This window comes from Winogradskyella sp., assembly GCF_965228925.1.
GTDB lineage: Bacteria > Bacteroidota > Bacteroidia > Flavobacteriales > Flavobacteriaceae > Winogradskyella.
In genome coordinates this window covers 4,076,990-4,098,334 of sequence record NZ_OZ245845.1, presented here as the reverse complement: position 1 = coordinate 4,098,334, position 21,345 = coordinate 4,076,990, and the positions used below count along the sequence as shown (strand labels likewise).

The following is a 21,345-nucleotide window of genomic DNA, read 5'->3' as shown; positions in this document are numbered from 1 at the left end:
TTTAATTGATGACTAACTTTTTGCTGATTTGCGGACCATCTTCGGATGTAATTTTTAAAACATAGAAGCCAGACTTTAAATCGGAAATATTGATATCCTGAACAGCGTCATTAGTTTTCAAAAGGGATTTTATTGATTTTCCTTGAATATCGTAGATGGTCATCTCCATTGGTATTGAGGTAGTGTTATTTGAAAAATCGACGTGAAGTATGTCTTCAGCAGGATTTGGATAAATAGTGAGCGTGCTAAGCGCGTTTTCATCCACACTTAAAAGTGCATCAGTTAACCTAAAAATGCTTCCTGAAATACTGGCCACCAAAAGTTCGCCACTAATATCTTCGCCAAAAGCAACCCAATCTCCAGAGAAACCCTCTAAGGTCATGTTCCAATTGCCGCTTTCGAACCTCAAAAAGCCGATTTCTTCACTACAATAATCCGCAAAAAAGTACAAGCCGTCAAAATTGGGGTAGGTCGAACCGCGATATCTGTAGCCTCCAGTAATAGAGCACTTAAAATCGCCATCATTAAAATGGCTATATTCTGCTACAGGAAAGGTAAGTGTGTTGGCGTTAGGACAATCTAAGGTATTAAACGTACTATTGGCTTCATAACATCTCCACCCATAGTTTAAACCAGCATCAGTCGATGAGGCTCTATTAATTTCTTCAAACTCATTTTGTCCCACATCAGCAATCCAAATGTCATTGGTAAGTCTATCGAACGAAAACTTCCAAGGATTCCTCAAGCCATAAGCCCATATTTCGTCATTTGCGGCGGCATTGCCAACAAAGGGGTTGTCAGCTGGTATATCATAAGGGTCAGATACCGAAGAATTATTGACATCGATTCTAAGAATTTTACCTAAGAGATTTTCTAGGTCTTGACCATTGTCTTGAGGGTCTCCACCCGAGCCTCCATCACCAGAGGAAATATATAAGTAACCATCGGCTCCAAAGGCCAAATCACCACCGTTGTGATTTGGAAATGGTTGGTCATAGGTCAATATAATGAGTTCGGAAGTAGAATCTGCGAGCGAAGGGTTGGTGGTGTTTCTTGAGAATCTCGAAATCACGGTATCCCCCGAGTTATTGATATAGTTTACAAAAAAATAACCATTGGTGGCATAATCAGGATGAAATGCCAAACCTAATAGACCGCGTTCATCTCCTATACCTCCAATATCGCCTACGCGGCCAGTGATATCCAAAAAAGGAAAAGGTTCTAGAGTTCCGGCAGATGTAGCAATTCGAATGGTACCATTTTGTTCCACAACAAATAAACGATCATCCCCGGCATGTTTTATATTGACAGGACGGTTCAAACCGGATACGAATAATTCGAGTTCTAAATCTTGGCAAAAACATACTGTAATGCACAAGCAGCACAAAAGTGTAGTTATAGTTTTCATAGCATAGGTAATATGGGAGTTATGTCACTAAATTACAAAAAAATCAAGTAAGTAGTAAGTAATGCGCTACAGTGGGGTGCTTAGCAACTTTTGCGCTATTCGATTTGATGTGGCTTCAACGAGATCAAACACATGCTCAAAGTCTGTCATATCCCCATAATAAGGATCGGGGACATTTTTGTTGGAAATGGTTGGATGTTCTTCTAGGAACAATTTTACCTTACCTATGTCGTCAGTATTTCTAGCTAAATTAATAATGTTAGTATAGTTTGAAGCATCCATAGCATAGATGTAATCAAAAGTATCAAAATCGGACACTTTAAATTGTCTGGCTCTTTGGGTACTGATATCAATGCCATGTAAACCGGCGACTTCAATAGAACGGCGGTCTGGTCGATTACCAATATGATATGCTGCTGTACCAGCTGAGTCAATAAAAAACTTGCTGCTGGGGAGTTTGGATTCTAAAACACCATGCGCTAGTGGTGAGCGACAGATATTGCCAAGACACACCATTAAAATACGAGTCATGATTAGTGATTTAAAGCGATAGTTTTTTGGCTAAATCTTCAACGTACTTTCTAAATTGTTTATCAGTTGAAGAAAGATTATCTACAGTCTTACAGGCATGTAAAACCGTGGCATGATCGCGCTGACCTATTTGAGAACCAATGCTTGCCAGAGAGGCTTTTGTGTATTTTTTAGCGAAGAACATGGCCAATTGACGTGCTTGTACGATATGGCGTTTTCTGGTCTTGGATTGTAAAGTGCTGACATCCATTTGGAAATAATCAGAAACCACTTTCTGTATATAATCTATAGACACTTCGCGCTTCGTGTTTTTTACAAATTTCTCAACAATGTCTTTTGCCAAATTGATTGTAATCTCCTTTTTGTTGAATGAAGATTGTGCGATGAGTGATATAATGGCACCTTCTAACTCTCTCACATTGGTTTTGATATGTTTGGCAACATACTCAACAATCTCTTCGGGCATTTCAACGCCATCTCTGTAGAGCTTATTTTTTAGGATAGACACTCGAGTTTCAAAATCCGGGGTCTGTAATTCGGCCGAAAGTCCCCATTTAAATCTAGATAATAAGCGCTGCTCAATATCTTGCATATCGACAGGAGCTTTATCACTCGTTAAGACGACTTGCTTGCCATTTTGGTGTAAGTGGTTAAAGATGTGAAAGAAGACATCTTGTGTTCCGGTTTTGCCAGACAAGAACTGAACATCATCAATGATTAAAACATCAATAATTTGGTAGAAATGAATAAAATCATTTCTGTTATTCTTCTTTACTGAATCTATATACTGTTGCGTAAATTTCTCAGCAGAAATATACAACACCGTTTTTTCGGGATACTTATCTTTAATATCAACCCCAATAGCATGGGCCAAATGTGTTTTTCCTAAACCGACACCGCCAAAAATTAAAAGTGGATTAAAAGAGGTACCTCCAGGTTTATTGGCAACTGCGATACCGGCATTTCTAGCTAGACGGTTAGAATCTCCTTCCAAGAAATTTTCGAAAGTATAACTAGGATTGAGCTGAGACTCAATCTTTACATTTCTAATGCCCGGAATGATAAAAGGATTCTTTAATTCTGGACTCTTATTATTAAAAGGGACATCTACATCTTGAGATTTAACAGGAGTTCGGTTAGCACTTGGAATTTTTTCGGTAAAAGGCTGTTTGTTGCCATAGGTGTTTTCCATCTTTATGACGTAAACTAATTTGGCATCGTCACCCAATTCTTTTGTTAGGGCCACCTTTAAAATCTTTACGTAATGTTCCTCTAACCACTCATAGAAAAATTTACTCGGTACTTGGATACTCAGCGCATTACCAGAAAGTTTAACCGCTTGTATGGGCTCAAACCATGTTTTATAGGCTTGAGGTTGTATATTATCCTTTATAAATTCGAGGCAATTATTCCATACAGATTGCGCTGTGATCTCCATTCGTTAAGTCAGATTTTCGTTGTTAGTTAGATTAGCAAAAAAAAAGAGAATTAGGATTCTCTTGTGGTTTTGAACATGACAAATATGTGAACAAAATTCTTAAAAAAAAAATGAAATTCTATTGAATTTTTAGAAAATTTTCCCCATGTTTAAAATCCTTGAAAATTACAAATTTTTTGTTAAAAAAAAGCATAAAGTTGAATTTTAATGAGACAAAAATAAGGGTTCGTTATGGTGAGACAGACCAAATGGGCGTTGTGTATCATGCTAATTATGCCGTTTATTTTGAAGTTGGTAGAACTGCGTGGTTACGCGAGTTTGGTCTCAGCTACAGGGCTATGGAAGCTGAAGGCATAATGCTTCCTGTAATTTCGTTGTCTATAAATTACAAAAATTCAGCGCGTTATGATGACGAGCTTAAAGTGATAACTAAGTTGAAAAAAATGCCAACGGCTTCAATAGAATTTGATTATGAGTTGCGAAACAATTCCGGTCAATTATTAGCAACTGGCAATACAGTTTTAGCGTTTATCGATATGAAACGCAATAGGCCTACGCGCTGTCCAAAATATCTTTTAGATAAACTGCATAATTATTCGTTATAATTCATCAATTTTCACCCCAAAACAATCTTTAAAAAGTTCTAGAATTTTAGAACTGTTACCTTTTCTGACAGATATTTCCAACATACAATTATGTTCTAAGGTTTGATTGATGATATCAATTCGATGTTCCTTTAATAATCGCATCACTTTACTCATGCTTTTATATTCAAAATAGAGTCTAAAATTTTGATTAATTGTTCGTTCAACAATATCTGCGGTCGTCAATACTTGGTTTGCAGCGGTTCGGTAGGCATTTATTAGGCCACCCATACCTAGTTTAGTACCACCATAATAACGTACTACGATAATTAAAACATTAGTAAGACCGAAAGATTGAATTTGTCCATATATGGGCATACCTGCAGAATTCTTGGGTTCTCCATCATCATTAACCCTGTAGCTGATGGTCTCCGTACCAATTTGAAAGGCATAACACCAATGTCGTGCCGAATAATGTTCTTTTTTTATGCTTTCTACATGCATTTTGATCTGTGCTTCATCACGTATTGGGAAGGCATAACCGTAGAACTTACTGCCCTTATCCTTAAAAATGGCTCCTTGCGCTTGCTTGGTAATGGTTTTATATGTATCTAATGTGCTCATAAAAGAGTTTATAAAATTACCCGAAATTACTTATCTTTGATTTAAAAAGAAGCAATGAAGAAGATTATAGTTTTAATTTTACTTTCCACATTTTATTTGTCTCATTCGCAAGAGACCTTAGGTTTAATACTCGATGATGCTAATGCCGTTAAGTCTGATGGCTATACGTTGTTTAATCCAAGATCTGATGATCGGGTTTTTTTAATTGATAATTGCGGCGAGGTTATGAGACAATGGGATTTTTCTGGTAGGAAAAGCGTCTCCAGTTACATTTTAGAGAACGGCAATATACTTCAAAGTAGCCGTTTTGATGCTGATATTAGGGACTGGGACAACAATATTCTCTGGGGAATAAATTATCAAGACACCTTTGGTTTTGAAATCCACCATGATATTGAACCACTTCCGAATGGTAATTTTTTGGTTTTAGTTAGAGACATATATACCAATACGGAAATGTTTGCAGAGGGTTTGGATACATCCTATATTCTAGACACACTGGTCTTAGAACGCATTTTAGAAATTCAACCGGTTGGAACCGATTCTGCCCAAATTGTTTGGGAGTGGAAGTTGTTTGATCATCTTGTACAGAATTTTGATAACACGAAGCCCAATTTTGGAGTGGTCGCTGACAATCCACAATTATTGGACATGAATTTTGATAATGGCAATGCTTCTAATCTTATCCATGCGAACGCCTTGGATTACAATGAAGATTTAGATCAATTGGCATTTTCCTCAAGAAGTCTTAGCGAGGTGTTTGTTATAGACCACAGTACAACAACTGTAGAAGCCGCATCTCATACGGGTGGCACTTACGGTAAGGGTGGCGACTTTTTATGGCGATGGGGGAATCCAGAAGTGTATGATCAAGGTACTGCTGCAGATAGAAAGCTGGGAAGACAACACGATATAAAATGGATTACCGAGGGTCCAACTCAAGGCATGATGTCCGTTTTCAGTAATGATGGTTATGGCAATGATTTCTTCGCCTCTTCGATTCATATTTTAGATCAGAGCGATACCAATGGGGTATATAGCATGGATTCAGGTAAATTTCTGCCTCAAGATTATTTTTGGTCTTGGGACGGCGTCATTATGGGAGAAGTGATGCACGCCGCGGCGCAGAGTGGTCTACAGATTTTATCTAACGGAAATGCACTTATCAACGAATCCGATATAGGACGTCTCACAGAAGTTGACCCGGCTGGTAATATTCTATGGGTTTACAGAATACCGGTGGGCAATGATTTGGATTTCGATCAATTTTCACAACCTGAAGGTAATGGAGCCTTTAGGGCACATCGCTATCCTTCGAACTATGTTGGTTTTAATGGATTAGCGTTCAACAATACGGGTATCATTGAGAATCAAAACTCCATATCCGATGATTGTGTAAATAGATTATCCGTTGATGATTCAGAACTCAATGATCTCAGCGTATTTCCAAATCCGACAAGGGATATCCTAAACTTTGAATTCGCAAGACGTATAGACCGTATTCAGGTATATAGCATGACCGGCAAAAAAGTGTTGAGCAAATCTGACTCTGACTTTATTAATTTAGAGAACTTGGCTAAAGGTATGTACATCGTTGAGGTTTCGATCGATAATAACTCAGAATTCGTAAAGGTATTGAAAGATTAAGAGGTACATTTAGTTCTACTTATAGGTATTAATAAATAGCCATCATTATTGCATAGTGATGGTTTTTTTATTTGTTTATAGCGTTACCAAAATGATTGAAATTAGAGCCAATAGAATTCCCGCCCAATTCTTTTTAGAAATGAGCTCTTTAAAAAGTAAAAGTCCTACCAAACAAGAGACTGCTACAATAGCTACATTATTAATGGTGAATACAGATGAGGTTTCAAATCCATCAACGCGCAAGGCTTTTAATAAAAAGTACATAGAGCCATAGTTGACGATACCCAAAGCCAAGCCAAATGGGATGCTTTTTCTGTTCAACTTGTCCTTTTTGTTCAGTATTTTATAACCAACGATGGTAATACCTATAGCACCTGCACTGGCAAAGATTATGGCTAAAAACAAAGGCATTTTACCATCGGGAGCAAAATGATTGACGCTGGTGTCTATAATGCCAGCACCTAAGAACAGAGTTATCGGTAAATAAATAGACCTCGTAAGAACAATGTCGCTTTTTGGCTTTACTGAAGTTAGATAAACGGCAATCAAGGCCAGAAGAATACCAGCTATTTTTCGAAAACCAACACTTTCATTATACACTATAATGCCAAACAAAATGGGGATAATTACACTCATCTTACTGACCACTGAAGCTACAGATAACCCATTTTTCTGGACGGTGAGTGCCATAACATTAAAAATACCAATGAACAAGAACCCCAAAGCTAAAGCGACAAAAAACCAAGTAGAACCTAGTATCGAAGAATTGTTAACCTCATAGTTATGGAAGAGTACACCGCAGGCACTGGCAGTCATATAATTGATGACAATAGCTTGTAAGGTGTTGACATTGTATTTGTTGAATAGTTTGAAGAGTACAATTATAGCTGTAGAGGAAAATATGCTGAGGATTAAAAATATCAAAAGAGGTCTTTTTTAATTTCGAAAAGGTTGACAACATCTTCTTTGGTTTCATCGATATTCCAAACATGAATACCCATGGACTCAGCAGTTTCGGTATTCTCCAAGGTATCGTCAATAAATAGACATTCGCTAGGGTTTAAGTCATTACTTTGTAGAACGAATTCAAAAATATCACTATTAGGTTTTCTCAAATGGATTTCATGCGATAGATAGAATTTATCGAAACAATCTTTGAAAGCTTTATAGAAAGCCATATCGGTTGCTTTAATACAATCGATATGCATTTCATTTGTATTGCTAAGCAACATAAGCTTAAAGTTGCCTTTTTGAGATAAATCTTTGATAAAATCCAAACGATATTCGGGAAAATCCCTTAGGATAAAATTCCAGGCGTCAACAACTTGAGATGTGTTTAAATTTGGAAATTTTGATATGTAGAAATCTATAAATTCACGCATTGAAATTTTACCCATTTCATATTGCATATTTATAGCAATCATGTCGTCTTCAAAGGTTGAGAGCTCAAAAAGCTTAAGGGCGTTTTCTAGTGCACCTTGCTTGTCTAAATTGATAAAGACATCACCAAAATCGAATATTAATGTTTTAATCATATCATCATCCTGAACTTGTTTCAGGATCTTATTAATTATTCCTGTAAATTTTCAACGTATCCTCCAAAATCTTGGACTCTGAAATCAATTGCCTTTTAAGTTTAGGTGCTTTAACACCTTCTTTAAATTGAGGTTTCCCAATAAAAACACGTGCTTCGTCCCAAAGGTTTTCATCTATAAAGGTCTGAAGCGTTTTGGCCCCACCTTCAATAATAATGGAATTGATGTTTTTGTCATGCAACATACGGCATACTTGAGTAGCTAAGGGCTGTTCAAAGTCGATTTCAGTATTTGTAATTCTAATCGTTTCAGATTGATTGTCGAATACGCTAAAATCATTTTTTAATTTAAAGCTTTTGTCCAGGACTACTCGAATAGGATTTTGACCCTTCCAATCCCTTACGGTCAAGCTTGGATTATCTTCCATTACGGTATGAGTACCAATTAAAATAGCCTGTTCTTCGGCGCGCCATTTATGAACCAATTGTCTCGAATATTGATTAGTGATCCATACGGGTTTCTTTTCGTCTTTTGTTTTTGGTGCTATAAAACCATCAGTAGTTTCTGCCCATTTTAAAATGATATAAGGCCTTTTTTTATTGTGAAAAGTGAAAAAACGTTTGTGGTGTTCTTTGCATGCTTCTTCAAGTACTCCAACAATTACATGACAACCTGAAGCTTTTAATTTCGCAATACCGCGACCCGCCACTTCCGGATTGTCGTCAATACAACCAATAACAACTTCTGGAATGTTATGTCTAATAATTAAATCGCTACAAGGTGGTGTTTTTCCAAAATGGCTACAAGGTTCTAGCGTTACATATAGTGTACTTTTACGGAGTAAGGCCTTATCTTTTACAGAATTGATGGCATTGACCTCTGCATGACTGTAACCATAAGGACTAGTAAAGCTTTCGCCGATGATTTTGTTATTGCACACAATCACACAGCCAACCATAGGATTTGGTCGTGTTGTACCCAATCCATTTTTGCCTATCTGCAAACAGCGCTTTATGTAATATTCGTGAACTTGCAACTAGAGTTTAATTTTTACATCCTGAGTTTCATCCACTTCATAAACAGATGAGTAACCCAAGACCTTATACTTGATCTCACCTTTGTAATGGACTTTTAATTGTTGTGAAATTAAACTTCCTAACAGTCCACCAAGACTTTTTCTGTCAATAATGCTGTCGGTCGCTATGGCCACGGTCAAAGGAATCTTAAAGTTTTTCTTGGAAGGGACTTTAAAGGGGTCCGATACAAAAGTAGCGACTTCTGTATCATTAATATAAACCTTTAAATTATCAGTTTTAAGGGTACCGCCAACATCATTAGGATTACTAAATAAGGCATCTGCACTAAGGGTGATATTTTTAATATTGGAGTCTTCAACTTTTATATTTTCCAGACCTAAAAACTCGGGTTCTTCGGTAACGGTACAGTTGAAAACTAGTGAAAAAAACAATAAAATGAGTGCTGTTCTTTTAAGCATAACATAGATAATTATGGCTATCTTCATACCGAAATAAATTCAGCGTTAAAATCTTAAATTTTGTGGGTAAAGATACTATTGTTATTCGAGAAATAGAACAAAAGGACGATCCTAAAATTGCTAAGGCCATTAGAAGTGTGTTGATTGAAATGGGTGTGCCCAAAGTGGGTACGGCTTACGAAGATGCAGCCTTGGATTGTATGACCGAAACCTATGACCAAGTGCGTAAAATTTACTTTGTGGTAGCAAAAGGAGACCGTATTATTGGTGGTGCAGGAATTTCACCTTTAGACAATTATGAGGGGAATGTATGCGAGTTACAAAAAATGTATTTTATGCCAGAAGCGAGAGGTAAGGGTCTGGGCAGTGAGATGATGCAAAAATGCTTGGTATTTGCAAAAGAAGCGGGCTTTGACCAGTGTTATTTGGAGACGATGCCTTATATGGATGACGCGAGAAAGCTTTATAAAAAAGTAGGTTTTGAGTTTATTGACGAACCTATGGGAGATACGGGCCATTATTCTTGTTCCGTTTGGATGCTTAAAGATTTGTAATATTGAAGGCCCTCGAGTTAAAGACGATTTTCCATCAGGAACTGGATGCTATTTATGGTAAGGACGAAGCAGAACAATTTTTCTTTTTGACTGCCGAACATTATTTTTTCATTACTAGACTTCAATTGGCATTAGAGCCCGAATTGTTATTCACAGCGTCTGAAATCGATACTTTTTTTAAAACCCTTGAGGATTTAAAGCAACAAAAGCCCATACAATATAGTTTAGGGGAGACGGAGTTTTATGGCTTAAAATTTAAGGTCAATCCCAATGTACTTATTCCGAGACCAGAAACCGAGGAGTTGGTGGATTGGATCATTAATTCTCTGAACACTGAGGTTCTTCAAGAGTCTGATTCAAAGCTAAGTTCTAAGCTCAAAATTTTAGACATAGGAACCGGTTCGGGTTGCATAGCCATTAGTTTGGCTAAACACCTGCCAAACGCTAAAATTTATGCTTTAGACGTCTCAAAAGCGGCACTCGAGGTTGCTCAGCAAAATGCAGAACTCAACAATGTTGAAGTAAAATTCATGGAAGAGGATATTTTAAACATAGCCTATCATGCTGAACTTGTTTCAGCATCTCAATTCGATATCATTGTTTCCAATCCACCTTATGTAAGACATTTGGAGAAAGCAGAAATGAAACCAAATGTATTGGACAATGAACCAGATTTAGCACTATTTGTAGATAATGAAAATCCCCTTCAATTTTACAAAGCGATAACAGATGTTGCTGTTAATAATTTGAAACCAAAAGGTCATTTGTATTTTGAAATTAACCAGTATCTTGGTGAAAATATGAGGCAATTACTCACAGATGCCAATTTTCAAAATATTGAATTGCGACAGGATATTAATGGTAATGACCGTATGTTAAAAGGAATAAAGAGATAAATATGAAAAGCATAGCAGTATTTTGTGGCAGTAGTAGTGGCAATGATCCTTACATTGTTAAGGAGTCCTATGATTTGGGTGTTACATTGGCCAAGGAACAGATCGCTTTGGTGTATGGCGCAGCGAAGATTGGTATTATGGGCAAGGTAGCGCAAGGTGTTATAGATCATCAAGGGAAAACCATTGGCGTCATTCCAAAGTTTCTGAGAACGAAAGAAATTGTTAATAATGAACTCACAGAAATTTTTGTGACCGAGAACATGCATGATCGTAAAGTGATTATGTATGAGAAGAGTGATGGGTTTATCATCATTCCTGGAGGATTCGGTACCATGGATGAGTTTTTTGAAATTACGACCTGGGGACAATTGGGTCTACATACAAAACCCATCGGTATTTTGAATGTTAACGGCTATTACGACGCATTAATTGCCCAGTGCAAAACCATGGTGGCACGTGGGTTTTTAAAGCAGGACAATTTGGATGCTGTGGTTATCGATGATACGATTAGTGGTTTACTCCATAAAATGAATAATTATGTGCCATTGCCAACACCAAAATGGTTGAATAAAGAAGGACTTTAGGATTGACGATTGATGAATTACGAATTAAGATTATTCCCTGTTATGTCATTCCTTCGAAGGCAGGAATCCATAAAAGAATATCATTTAGTTTTAATTAAATAGACTCCTGCTTTTTCAGGAATGACAGTTAAAATGAACACACAACAAAACATACAATCCCTTAGAGACGAATTACGTCAGCACAACTACAATTATTATATCCTTGATAGTCCGACTATTAGTGACTATGAGTTTGATATGAAGTTGAAGGAACTTCAGGCCTTAGAAGCCGCACATCCTGAGTTTTTTGATGCCAATTCACCCACGCAACGTGTTGGTGGCACAATAACAAAGAATTTTAATACGGTTACTCATGATTTCAGAATGTATTCGTTGGATAATTCCTATTCTAAAGAAGATTTGCAGGATTGGGAGACCAGAATCAAAAAACTGGTCGATGGCGAGGTACAATATACTTGTGAGTTAAAATATGATGGGGCTTCCATGAATCTCACTTATGAAAATGGAAGATTGTTGAGAGCAGTGACTAGGGGAGATGGTGTACAAGGTGATGAGGTAACCACCAATGTAAAAACCATCCATACAGTGCCCTTGCAGCTCAAAGGAGATTATCCAGAGCGTTTTGATATTAGAGGGGAAATTATTTTGCCTATTGCGGGATTTTTAAAAATGAATGAAGAGCGCATTGCCAATGACGAAGAACCTTATAGAAACCCTAGAAATACGGCCTCGGGAAGTTTAAAGCTACAAGATAGTGCAGAGGTGGCAAAACGGCCTTTGGAATGTTTACTTTATAGTATTAAGGGAAATAACCTGAATATCTCCACACAGTTTGAGGGTTTGCAGAAGGCTAGGGAATGGGGCTTTAAAGTACCAAAAGAGGCAAAATTAGTCAGTTCTATTGATGAGGTATTAGATTATGTAGCATACTGGGACAAACATCGGCACAACTTACCTTACGAGATTGATGGCGTAGTCATTAAGGTCAATAGTTTGTATCAACAAGAGGAATTAGGTTATACGGCTAAGGCGCCACGATGGGCTATGGCCTATAAGTTTAAGGCAGAGCAAGTTTCCACCAGATTAAATCAAATCACCTATCAGGTAGGGCGCACGGGAGCCATTACACCAGTTGCGAATCTAGAACCCGTACTATTGGCCGGTACTATCGTGAAACGCGCATCGCTTCATAACGCGGATCAGATTGAAAAATTAGATATTAGGGAAGGAGATACCGTTTTTGTAGAAAAAGGTGGAGAAATTATCCCGAAGATTGTTGGTGTAGATTTAAGCAAACGACCTTCCGATTCAAAACCTACGGTGTATATAACACATTGTCCGGAATGCGGTACTGAACTTGTGCGCCCAGAGGGAGAAGCCAAGCATTATTGTCCAAATTATAACGGTTGTCCACCACAGGTCATAGGGCGTATTCAACATTACATTTCCAGAAAAGCCATGGATATTGAAGGCTTAGGTGGTGAAACGGTTGCCTTATTAGTAAATGAAGGACTGATTGCCAATTATTCCGATTTATATGAGTTAAAGGTTGAGCAGGTCATTCCGTTAGAACGAATGGCAGAGAAAAGCGCTGAGAATCTCATTAATGGCATTGAGGCCTCCAAACAAATTCCTTTTGAACGTGTGTTATTCGCCTTAGGGATAAGATATGTAGGTGAAACCGTTGCCAAAAAGTTAGCCAGACATTATAAATCTATTGATGCTTTAATGTTTGCCTCAGCGCTGGATTTGGTGACTGTAGATGAAATTGGAGAGCGTATTGCAGACAGTGTGGTTGAATTTTTCTCTTCGGAAGAAAATAGACATATTGTAGAACGCTTGCGATCTTTTGGGGTACAACTTGAAATTTCTGCAGATAAATTGGCTAATCAGACCGATAAGTTAAAAGGACTCTCCATAGTTGTTTCTGGAGTTTTTGAGTCACTCTCTCGTAACGAACTTAAAAAACTCATTGAGGATAATGGCGGAAAGGTGTCTTCATCCATATCTTCTAAGACCAGTTATTTGGTTGCAGGTGATAAAATGGGGCCAAGTAAACGTACGAAGGCAGAAAATTTGAATATTCAAATACTTACTGAGGAAGCATTTTTAGAGCTATTGAAATAAATTCTTACAAAAAAATGGGTATTTAATCGATAAAATGCAATTTTTTATCGTTTAATTGTAAAATATTATTATATTCGCTTCATTAATAAGGGATTAATTAATGTTAGTGAATAGAACCATAAAAGTAGGGCTATTACTTTTAGGAGGAGTCTTTATAGTACTTCAAGGCCTAGGATTTGAGCTAGAGGGGGCAGCAGTAAGTGCGCTAATGCTTGTATTATTGACCATTCTGTACTGCAGATGGACCAACGTAAAGTCAAAATTATTCTTTTGGTTTTTAGTGACGTTTACGATTGCGCATCTATTGAGCTATTCGGCTTGGTACGGACCAACAATAGAGAAGGGGCAAGTGGATTATTATTATTACGGAGCCAATATTCTGTATATTATATCTTATGTGTTCCTAATTGCAAAAATCACAGTATCACTCAAGTTAAAAGAAGTATTTAGAGAACTTGCCATACCCATAGTCATTCTTTTTCTGTTGGATGTATTTTGTGTGGTTTTAGTGACGGATACCACAAAAGGTGCACTTTCCATATATGAATATACATTAGAATTTATATATAATGCGGTAATCATGGCGCTATTATCGGTAGCGCTGATAGATTACATGTATCGAAACGATAATAAGTCCATGCAATTCCTTTTAGGCTCTATTTGTATTGTGTTTTCAGAGATTATTCAGTTGGCCTACTACTATATCCTAAAGGATAACAACCTGGGGTTTATTTATTCTTTCTTTTTGGTCGTTGCTTTTCTGTTTTTCTATTTACAGTCGCAGCTACAATATACAGGTCCAGAGCCAGACTATGTGGATATCGATGAAAAGCTAGAAGCTTAAGCGCTTACCAACAAAGGGAACCGCTTTTCTATTGTTATATAGAATTATGGCGCTTAGTACAAAAGTGACTATGGCCGTGTAGAACAAAACGCCGCCGTCACCCTTTACCTCGATACCCAATTGCGTTAAGTGCATCATAATGGCACCTCCAATAAGACCAAGTGTTAGTGTAGCACCAGCCCAGACTGTTTTTGGTATTAAAAGTAATACACCTGCAATGAGTTCTAGTATACCAATGCCAATTCTACCAACAGGTTCCAAACCTACAGTTTCAAAAATATAGACACTGTCGGGATGCGCTGTAAACTTAAATCGCAGTGTTTGAATAAGGATTACGGCAACAATAATTCGTAGTATTAAAATAACGGTCTTAGATTTCATAATATATGGTTGTTTAGTTGAAATCTTAGACGTTCAGAATTAAGTAACTTACAAGAATCTAGACAATTATTGTTGTGCTATCTGATTTTAGTTCTTTTCCGGGTTCGATATAAAAATCGATTCTACCCAGGTACAAACCGTAGGCTCCTACTTGATTGACAAGCACATTTTGTCCCATACTATTCTTGGTTATAGTGGGTTTCGGTAAGAAGGTATGCGTGTGTCCGCCAATAATCAAATCGATATCCTTCGTAGCCTTGGCGAGCTTTAAATCACTAACACGATTTGGATGGTTCTTGTAGTCGTAACCAATATGAGATAAACAAATCACCAAATCGCACGATTCGTCATCTTTTAGAATACGAGACATGTCTTGGGCAATTTCTATGGGATAATGGTAGACCGTTTCTTTGTACATTTTTTTATCAACAAGCCCTTCAAGTTGAACACCTAAACCAAAAATGCCAATTCGCACACCATCTCTCACTAAAACTTTATAAGGTTTTATGTGCGTATCCATAACGGTATTCGAAAAATCATAGTTTGCCGATACAAACTCAAACTCTGCATTTGGCAGTTGTGCATAAAGCCCATCAATACCGTTGTCGAAATCATGATTGCCTATCGTGGCCAAATCGTATTTGAGCATACTCATGAGCTTAAACTCTAGCTCACCTCCATAATAATTAAAGTAAGGCGTGCCTTGAAAAATATCTCCAGCATCTAAGAGCAGGGTATTAGGATTTTCTTTCCTAATGGCTTCTACAATAGTCGCACGTCTCGCCACTCCGCCTTTGTTGGCATTTCTTTTATCATCTGGTCCGAAAGGATCTATATGACTATGTACATCATTGGTATGAAGAATGGTGATATGCTTCGACTTGGGGTGACACGATTGTAAAGATAGCCCGCCCAAACCTAGCATTGTGGTGGCTGCCGTAGTCTGTTGTATAAAATGTCGTCGTTTCATGGTCAGTTGCTGAGTTTTATAAAGCGATTATCAATTTTCGGGTTTATGGTATCGACTTTATTAAAATAGTCAATAAGAACATTTCTAATTTTATAATCCAATACATATAAACTATCGTTAGGATGGAAAAATGACATACGATCGCCACCATTGTATAAGTAGTCGTTCGTAGCCACATAATAGATTTTATTTTCTGAAATGGGTTGGTTATGAATCAAGGCTTTTTTAATAGCAAAATTCTCATCTAAAACAATCTGAAATTGTTTTGATATAGGATGTGCTCTTTTGGCACTGGCTAAGTATTCAACCATTTTATTGATTTGCTCTCCTTTGAGGGCTACCACAACGACTGCGTTTTCAAAGGGCATTACTTCGTAAGCCGTTCTTAATTTTATAAGGCCTTCGGATATGATGGCCCGAATACCTCCATGATTTAACAAAACGAAGTCTATATCTTTTCCAGTGCGTTTGTTGAATATAGGGTTACTTTCGCTATAAACAGCATCCGCCATGAGATTGCCAATGGCCGTATTCAGTTCCCCGTCGGTTTTAGAATAGGTGTCAGGCGCATAAGAAATAACGCTATCTAGATTTTTGTTAAGGTGTTCTCTATAGGGTTTAATATAATCTTCAACGGTTTTACTGCTAGTAATATCCTCATCAATTTCTATTCGGCTACCCTCAATTTTTTGAGGCTCCTTGCAAGCGTGGATGAGTGATAATAATAGAATAATTAAAAAAGAATTTCTAATCATTGTTTAACTTTCAAATGGGATTAAAAATGTTTAGGCTTTTGTTAAATTTGCACAAAGTCTAAATATAAATGATTTTAAAGGCATTTAAAGAAAAATCAAATCAAAAATATGTCAACAAATTGTTGTCAGCACGAAAAGCTGCCGTTAATAACCGCAAGGTAAGGACTATTGCCGTTTTGCTGAATGCTGATGAATTTGTTGATTTCGAAATGTTTAGACAATATTTTAAGGAGTTGAACTTGGTATCTCCCAAACACAAAATTGTAGTATATACAAATGATGATAAGTTTGAAGCTAGTCAGTGGGAAACCTATTTTAGTCCGAAAGATTTTGGATGGAAAGGAAAGCTAAATAATAACGACCTACAAGCTTTCGTCGATGAAGCTTATGATGTTTTAATCAGCTACTATAAGAATGATAACCTACAATTAAATATCATTACGGCTGCATCGAAGGCCAATCTCAAAGTAGGTTTAAGCAGGAATGATGAACGCTTGTATGATTTAATTATAGATCTTAAACCTAAGGATGTACAAACATTTAAAGAGGAATTTAAAAAATACTTAACCATTTTAAATAAATTATAATGACCGAATTTATAGGCACAGGAGTTGCTTTGATAACACCATTTAAATCAGACCTAAGTATCGACTTTGATGCGCTAGAACGATTGGTAGAGTACAACATAGAAAATGGTACCGAATACTTAGTCATAAGTGGTACGACAGGCGAAAGTGTTACTGTAACACCAGAAGAAAAGAAAGCCTTAATAGAATTTATATCCAAGGTCAATAATGGGCGATTACCTTTAGTTTTAGGTATTGGTGGAAATAATACAGCTACAATAATTGAAGAAATAAAAACCACGGACTTATCCGATATTAGTGCTATTTTATCCGTATCGCCTTATTATAGTAAGCCTACCCAAGAGGGGCTTTATCAACATTTCAAGGCTATTGCTGAGGTATCACCCTTACCAATAATTTTATACAATGTACCTGGAAGAACGTCGAAAAATATGGAGCCAGAGACCACGATTCGCTTGGCTAATGATTTTGATAATATTATTGCCGTAAAAGAAGCGGGTAACAATGTGCATCAGTATTTAGAATTATTGAGAACCAAACCTAAGGATTTCTTGGTGTTATCTGGGGATGATGATTTAGCTTTAGGTGTAGCTCTCGCCGGCGGATCGGGCGTGATTTCTGTAATTGGTCAGGCATTGCCCAAGGAATTCTCGGAGATGATTCGTTTGGGGATTGCAGGTAATGCTAAAGCGTCCTACGACCTTCATTTTAAGTTAATGCCCATTACAAGTTTAATTTTTTCTGAGAATAATCCTGCTGGAATTAAGGCAGTTTTGGCGGCATTAAACATATCAGAATCTCATGTGCGTTTGCCATTGGTAGAAGCTACGGATCAACTAAAAAAAGACATCAAAGCGGCCCTAAGTGACTTGGGTAAAAGTTAAACTTAATTTAAATTATACCCAAGCTATCGGACCAAGTGTATTTTAGCATATAATTTTTGTTTTTATAATCCGTTAATTATGTGTACTTTTGCAGCCTGTTTAAAATTTATGAAACGAGGACTTTACATCGTATTATTAACTGTTTTGTTGGTTTCCTGCAGTGATTTTCAGAAGGCCTTGAAATCGGAAGACGTGGCTGAGAAGTTTGGCTTGGCCAATGAATTATATGAAGCAGAAAAGTGGAGCAAATCCCACAGGCTTTTAAACCAAATCCTTCCGAAATACAGAGGGAAGCCTCAGGCTGAGAAATTGACCTACATGCATGCCATGTGCTCTTATAAAATGGGAGATTATTACATCGCAAGTTATCACTTTGAAAAGTTTACGGATGTATATCCCAAAAGTGAAAAAGCCGAAGAAGCAGCATTTTTATCAGCAAAGGGTTACTACTTTAATTCTCCTGTGTATTCAAAAGAGCAAAAGGAAACTGTAGAAGCCATCGAAAAATTACAGTTGTTTGTCAATGCTTACCCAAATTCAGAATATTTGTCTGAAGCCAACGCTTTAGTAAAGGAATTGGATTTTAAGTTAGAGAAAAAGGCTTTTGAAATCGCGAAACAATACGACTTAATCAGAGATTATAAGGCTGCAATTAAATCGTTTAACAATTTTTTATTGGATTTTCCAGGAACTAAATTGAGAAATGAAGCGATGTTTTACAGATTCGATGCCGCTTATAATTTAGCAATGTTGAGTATTGATAACTTAAAAGAGAAGCGACTTAAAGATGCTATAGGTTATTACAACGCGTTGCAGAAAGCCTATCCTAATTCAGAGTTTTTGGCGAATGCCACAGTAATGAAAGAAGCCTTGGACCAAGAATTAAGAATATTTAATACAAAAAGTTAATCATTATAAAAATGGATTTAAAAAAGACAGATGCACCTGTTACTACTGTAACTTACAACAGAAATGACGTTGATGCGCCTACTGATAATATTTACGAAGCGATCTCTGTTATCGCCAAGCGTGCAGAACAAATCAATACGGACATAAGACGCGAGTTGATTGACAAATTGGAAGAATTTGCGACTTATAATGATAGTTTAGAGGAAATTTTCGAAAACAAGGAACAAATAGAGGTCTCTAAGTTTTACGAAAAATTACCAAAGCCACATGCACTAGCAGTTAAAGAGTGGTTAGATGATAAAATTTATCATAGAAATACTGAGAATACTCAGGAGTAAATGACCCTCTTGTACTAGTGTTCTAGTGCGTGAGATGCTTACAAGAATTAATTTTTAGTTTCGGGGTCAACCTCGAACTATTTAAATCTCGATTATCGAGTAAACCTTCATGTCTGTTTTAAAAGACAAAAACATCTTATTGGGCATTACAGCTGGTATTGCCGCTTATAAATCTGCTAGTTTAGTAAGACTATTCATTAAAGCAGGCGCTAACGTTAAGGTTGTTATGACGCCTGCTTCTAAGGATTTTATAACACCACTTACACTGTCTACATTATCCAAAAATCCTGTGTATTCATCTTTTGTTGATGATGATGACGATAATCAGGTGTGGAATAACCATGTTGATTTAGGACTTTGGGCCGATTATTTTGTTATTGCGCCTGCAACGGCCAATACCATGGCAAAAATGGCTAATGGTGTATGCGACAATATCTTGTTGGCAACGTATCTTTCGGCGAAGTGCCCCGTTTATTTTGCTCCAGCTATGGACTTGGATATGTACAAGCATCAATCCACAAAGACGTCTTTTGAGAAGTTAGGGACTTACGGTAACAAAATGATTCCCGCAGGAACAGGGGAATTAGCGAGTGGTTTAATAGGTGAGGGGCGTATGGCAGAACCCGAGGCTATCATTGATTTTATAGAGAAAGATATTCTAAATCAGTTACCACTCAGAGGAAAACAAGTTTTAATTACGGCTGGCCCTACCTATGAAGCCATAGATCCTGTACGTTTTATCGGCAACCATTCGAGTGGAAAGATGGGCTTTGAAATCGCAAAAGCTGCTGCAAACCTTGGTGCCGAAGTCATTTTGGTGTCAGGTCCAACACATCAAAAAATTAGTCATGCTGCTGTGGATGTAAAACCAGTGGTTAGCGCTGAAGCGATGTATAATGAAGTGCACAGGCATTTCAAATCTTCGGACATAGCTATTCTTTCTGCAGCGGTAGCAGATTATAGACCAAAAATAGTAGCAGATCAAAAAATAAAAAAGACCGATGCAACGTTTAGTATTGAATTAGAAAAGACAAAAGATATTCTAAAATCATTGGGTGAAATTAAGGCGCATCAATTTTTAGTGGGCTTTGCACTCGAAACTAACAATGCATTAGAACATGCTAAGGCAAAATTGACATCTAAAAACTTAGATTTGATTGTTCTTAATTCTTTGCAAGATGAAGGAGCAGGTTTTGGAGTATCGACAAATAAAGTTACATTTATAACATCGTCAAACGACATCATTGAACATCCGCTTAAATCCAAAGCTGAAGTCGCCGAAGATTTAATGCAGCAGATATTAAAACAGTTACATGCGTAAACTATTCATTTTATGTACCCTTTTTTGCTCGACACTTGCAGTTTCCCAAGAGTTGAACTGTACCGTTAATGTCATTGCACAATTAACAGGTAATGACAATAATGTAGTTTTCAGAACACTTGAAAAACAGTTGACAGAGTTCATTAATAATACACAATGGACAGAAAAAAGCTTTAGCCCTGAAGAACGCATTAATTGTAGTATGGTCATCAATGTAACCAACTACGAAAATGATAGTTTTAGTGCGACTTTACAGGTGTCATCCTCTCGACCGATTTTTAATTCGTCCTACAGTTCTCCTGTATACAACTATAACGACAAAGACTTTAATTTTCAGTATTTAGAATTTCAGAATTTGGTATTTAACCCACTTCAATTTGAATCTAATTTGGTGTCTGTGCTGTCATTTCATATTTTCATGATATTGGGTATGGATGCAGATTCTTTTGCACTCAATGGAGGTGACGAATATTTTGCCCAAGCGCAAACGATAGCTAATTATTCACAACAACTCAATGGACAAGGTTGGAAGTTGGAAGATGGTTTACAATCCCGTTTTGCCTTAATTGATAACTTATTATCGCCTACGTTTAAAGAGATTAGATCTACCATGTATAATTATCATATTGGTGGTTTAGATATTATGGCAGAAAGTGCCAAAGAGGGAAAGAACAAGATCATCGAACAACTTTCCGAATTAGACAAGATTAATAGAAGGCGCCCCAATTCCTTTTTATTGCGTGTTTTTTTCGATGCCAAATCGGATGAATTAATGGATATTCTTTCTGGGGGGCCTAGTGTCAATACGGCTCAAGCGGTGGATATTCTCAATAAGATAGCTCCAATGCACTCTCAAAAGTGGAGAAATATTAGGCCTTAAACGTTTATTTTATTTATTTTTTTCAATCTCAACTTGCCTGTGCTGAACTTGTT

The 21,345-nt window shown here is 37.0% G+C and carries 24 protein-coding genes; 13 read left to right on the top strand and 11 right to left on the bottom strand.

Going from position 1 to position 21,345, the window contains the following annotated elements; all coding sequences use genetic code 11:
• Position 1: 1 nt before the first annotated feature.
• The 3 genes from ACO052_RS17110 to dnaA all read right to left on the bottom strand — a co-directional run bounded on the left by ACO052_RS17110 (position 2) and on the right by dnaA (position 3,377).
• Complete coding sequence (locus tag ACO052_RS17110; protein WP_422105012.1) at positions 2-1,408, bottom strand: PQQ-dependent sugar dehydrogenase; 1,407 nt, start codon at positions 1,406-1,408, stop codon at positions 2-4.
• 66 nt (positions 1,409-1,474) lie between these two features.
• Complete coding sequence (locus tag ACO052_RS17105) at positions 1,475-1,939, bottom strand: low molecular weight protein-tyrosine-phosphatase (protein WP_422105011.1); 465 nt, start codon at positions 1,937-1,939, stop codon at positions 1,475-1,477.
• Between the two features lie 10 nt (positions 1,940-1,949).
• Entirely contained in the window at positions 1,950-3,377 is a 1,428-nt protein-coding gene (dnaA, locus tag ACO052_RS17100; RefSeq protein WP_422105010.1) for a chromosomal replication initiator protein DnaA, read from the bottom strand.
• 197 nt (positions 3,378-3,574) lie between these two features.
• Between dnaA and ACO052_RS17095 the strand changes: the two genes are divergently transcribed.
• Positions 3,575-3,982 carry an acyl-CoA thioesterase gene (locus ACO052_RS17095; RefSeq protein ID WP_422105009.1) on the top strand — a complete coding sequence of 136 codons (408 nt, stop codon included), beginning with the start codon at positions 3,575-3,577 and terminating at the stop codon, positions 3,980-3,982.
• On the opposite strand, the gene ACO052_RS17090 is transcribed toward ACO052_RS17095, so the two are convergent.
• Complete coding sequence (locus tag ACO052_RS17090; RefSeq protein ID WP_422105008.1) at positions 3,977-4,585, bottom strand: IMPACT family protein; 609 nt, start codon at positions 4,583-4,585, stop codon at positions 3,977-3,979. The two genes, ACO052_RS17095 and ACO052_RS17090, sit on opposite strands and share 6 nt — an antisense overlap.
• A 54-nt stretch (positions 4,586-4,639) precedes the next feature.
• Between ACO052_RS17090 and ACO052_RS17085 the strand changes: the two genes are divergently transcribed.
• On the top strand, positions 4,640-6,232 hold the full coding sequence (locus ACO052_RS17085) for an aryl-sulfate sulfotransferase (RefSeq protein ID WP_422105007.1): 1,593 nt from the start codon (positions 4,640-4,642) through the stop codon (positions 6,230-6,232).
• 75 nt (positions 6,233-6,307) lie between these two features.
• Here ACO052_RS17085 and ACO052_RS17080 read toward each other — a convergent pair whose 3' ends face one another.
• The 4 genes from ACO052_RS17080 to ACO052_RS17065 are packed head-to-tail and all read right to left on the bottom strand — an operon-like array spanning position 6,308 to position 9,289.
• On the bottom strand, positions 6,308-7,156 hold the full coding sequence (locus ACO052_RS17080) for an EamA family transporter (RefSeq protein WP_422105006.1): 849 nt from the start codon (positions 7,154-7,156) through the stop codon (positions 6,308-6,310).
• The gene (locus tag ACO052_RS17075; protein ID WP_422105005.1) at positions 7,153-7,767 is read right to left on the bottom strand and encodes an HAD family hydrolase; all 615 of its coding nucleotides are present in this window, start codon (positions 7,765-7,767) and stop codon (positions 7,153-7,155) included. Before ACO052_RS17075 ends, ACO052_RS17080 begins: the two co-directional genes overlap by 4 nt.
• 31 nt (positions 7,768-7,798) lie before the next feature.
• A complete protein-coding gene (gene ribD / locus ACO052_RS17070) occupies positions 7,799-8,803 on the bottom strand; it encodes a bifunctional diaminohydroxyphosphoribosylaminopyrimidine deaminase/5-amino-6-(5-phosphoribosylamino)uracil reductase RibD (RefSeq protein ID WP_422105004.1) in 1,005 nt (334 codons plus the stop codon).
• Entirely contained in the window at positions 8,804-9,289 is a 486-nt protein-coding gene (locus ACO052_RS17065) for an LEA type 2 family protein (protein WP_422105003.1), read from the bottom strand. It abuts the gene before it with no gap.
• A gap of 35 nt (positions 9,290-9,324) precedes the next feature.
• On the opposite strand from ACO052_RS17065, the gene ACO052_RS17060 reads away from it, so the two are divergent.
• From ACO052_RS17060 to ACO052_RS17040, 5 genes are all read left to right on the top strand, one after another.
• Complete coding sequence (locus ACO052_RS17060; protein WP_422105002.1) at positions 9,325-9,816, top strand: GNAT family N-acetyltransferase; 492 nt, start codon at positions 9,325-9,327, stop codon at positions 9,814-9,816.
• A 2-nt stretch (positions 9,817-9,818) separates the two neighbouring features.
• Positions 9,819-10,712, top strand: a complete 894-nt coding sequence (gene prmC, locus ACO052_RS17055) for a peptide chain release factor N(5)-glutamine methyltransferase (RefSeq protein ID WP_422105001.1) — start codon at positions 9,819-9,821, stop codon at positions 10,710-10,712.
• A gap of 2 nt (positions 10,713-10,714) precedes the next feature.
• Positions 10,715-11,296, top strand: coding sequence for a TIGR00730 family Rossman fold protein (locus ACO052_RS17050; protein WP_422105000.1), 582 nt, complete (start codon positions 10,715-10,717; stop codon positions 11,294-11,296).
• Positions 11,297-11,428: 132 nt separating this feature from the next.
• Positions 11,429-13,423 carry an NAD-dependent DNA ligase LigA gene (gene ligA / locus ACO052_RS17045; protein ID WP_422104999.1) on the top strand — a complete coding sequence of 665 codons (1,995 nt, stop codon included), beginning with the start codon at positions 11,429-11,431 and terminating at the stop codon, positions 13,421-13,423.
• A 106-nt stretch (positions 13,424-13,529) separates the two neighbouring features.
• Complete coding sequence (locus ACO052_RS17040; RefSeq protein WP_422104998.1) at positions 13,530-14,267, top strand: hypothetical protein; 738 nt, start codon at positions 13,530-13,532, stop codon at positions 14,265-14,267.
• On the opposite strand, the gene ACO052_RS17035 is transcribed toward ACO052_RS17040, so the two are convergent.
• From ACO052_RS17035 to ACO052_RS17025, 3 genes are read right to left on the bottom strand one after another with little or no spacing between them, the layout of a single operon-like run.
• Complete coding sequence (locus tag ACO052_RS17035; RefSeq protein ID WP_422104997.1) at positions 14,256-14,648, bottom strand: DoxX family protein; 393 nt, start codon at positions 14,646-14,648, stop codon at positions 14,256-14,258. The genes ACO052_RS17040 and ACO052_RS17035 overlap by 12 nt on opposite strands.
• A gap of 58 nt (positions 14,649-14,706) precedes the next feature.
• Positions 14,707-15,618: a bifunctional metallophosphatase/5'-nucleotidase gene (locus tag ACO052_RS17030; protein ID WP_422104996.1), complete on the bottom strand. Its 912-nt coding sequence runs from the start codon at positions 15,616-15,618 to the stop codon at positions 14,707-14,709.
• A 2-nt stretch (positions 15,619-15,620) separates the two neighbouring features.
• The gene (locus ACO052_RS17025; protein ID WP_422104995.1) at positions 15,621-16,373 is read right to left on the bottom strand and encodes a 5'-nucleotidase C-terminal domain-containing protein; all 753 of its coding nucleotides are present in this window, start codon (positions 16,371-16,373) and stop codon (positions 15,621-15,623) included.
• Positions 16,374-16,441: 68 nt separating this feature from the next.
• On the opposite strand from ACO052_RS17025, the gene ACO052_RS17020 reads away from it, so the two are divergent.
• The 6 genes from ACO052_RS17020 (at position 16,442) to ACO052_RS16995 (ending at position 21,292) form a co-directional block, all read left to right on the top strand.
• Entirely contained in the window at positions 16,442-16,960 is a 519-nt protein-coding gene (locus ACO052_RS17020) for a DUF6913 domain-containing protein (RefSeq protein ID WP_422104994.1), read from the top strand.
• Positions 16,960-17,844 carry a 4-hydroxy-tetrahydrodipicolinate synthase gene (gene dapA, locus ACO052_RS17015; RefSeq protein ID WP_422104993.1) on the top strand — a complete coding sequence of 295 codons (885 nt, stop codon included), beginning with the start codon at positions 16,960-16,962 and terminating at the stop codon, positions 17,842-17,844. Before ACO052_RS17020 ends, dapA begins: the two co-directional genes overlap by 1 nt.
• Positions 17,845-17,952: 108 nt before the next feature.
• The gene (locus ACO052_RS17010; RefSeq protein WP_422104992.1) at positions 17,953-18,753 is read left to right on the top strand and encodes an outer membrane protein assembly factor BamD; all 801 of its coding nucleotides are present in this window, start codon (positions 17,953-17,955) and stop codon (positions 18,751-18,753) included.
• Positions 18,754-18,764: 11 nt separating this feature from the next.
• Positions 18,765-19,091: a DNA-directed RNA polymerase subunit omega gene (locus ACO052_RS17005; RefSeq protein WP_422104991.1), complete on the top strand. Its 327-nt coding sequence runs from the start codon at positions 18,765-18,767 to the stop codon at positions 19,089-19,091.
• Between the two features lie 109 nt (positions 19,092-19,200).
• Positions 19,201-20,412, top strand: a complete 1,212-nt coding sequence (coaBC, locus tag ACO052_RS17000) for a bifunctional phosphopantothenoylcysteine decarboxylase/phosphopantothenate--cysteine ligase CoaBC (RefSeq protein WP_422104990.1) — start codon at positions 19,201-19,203, stop codon at positions 20,410-20,412.
• Positions 20,405-21,292 (top strand): DUF4835 family protein, encoded by an 888-nt coding sequence (locus tag ACO052_RS16995; protein ID WP_422104989.1) that lies wholly within the window; start codon positions 20,405-20,407, stop codon positions 21,290-21,292. Before coaBC ends, ACO052_RS16995 begins: the two co-directional genes overlap by 8 nt.
• Positions 21,293-21,345: the final 53 nt, after the last annotated feature.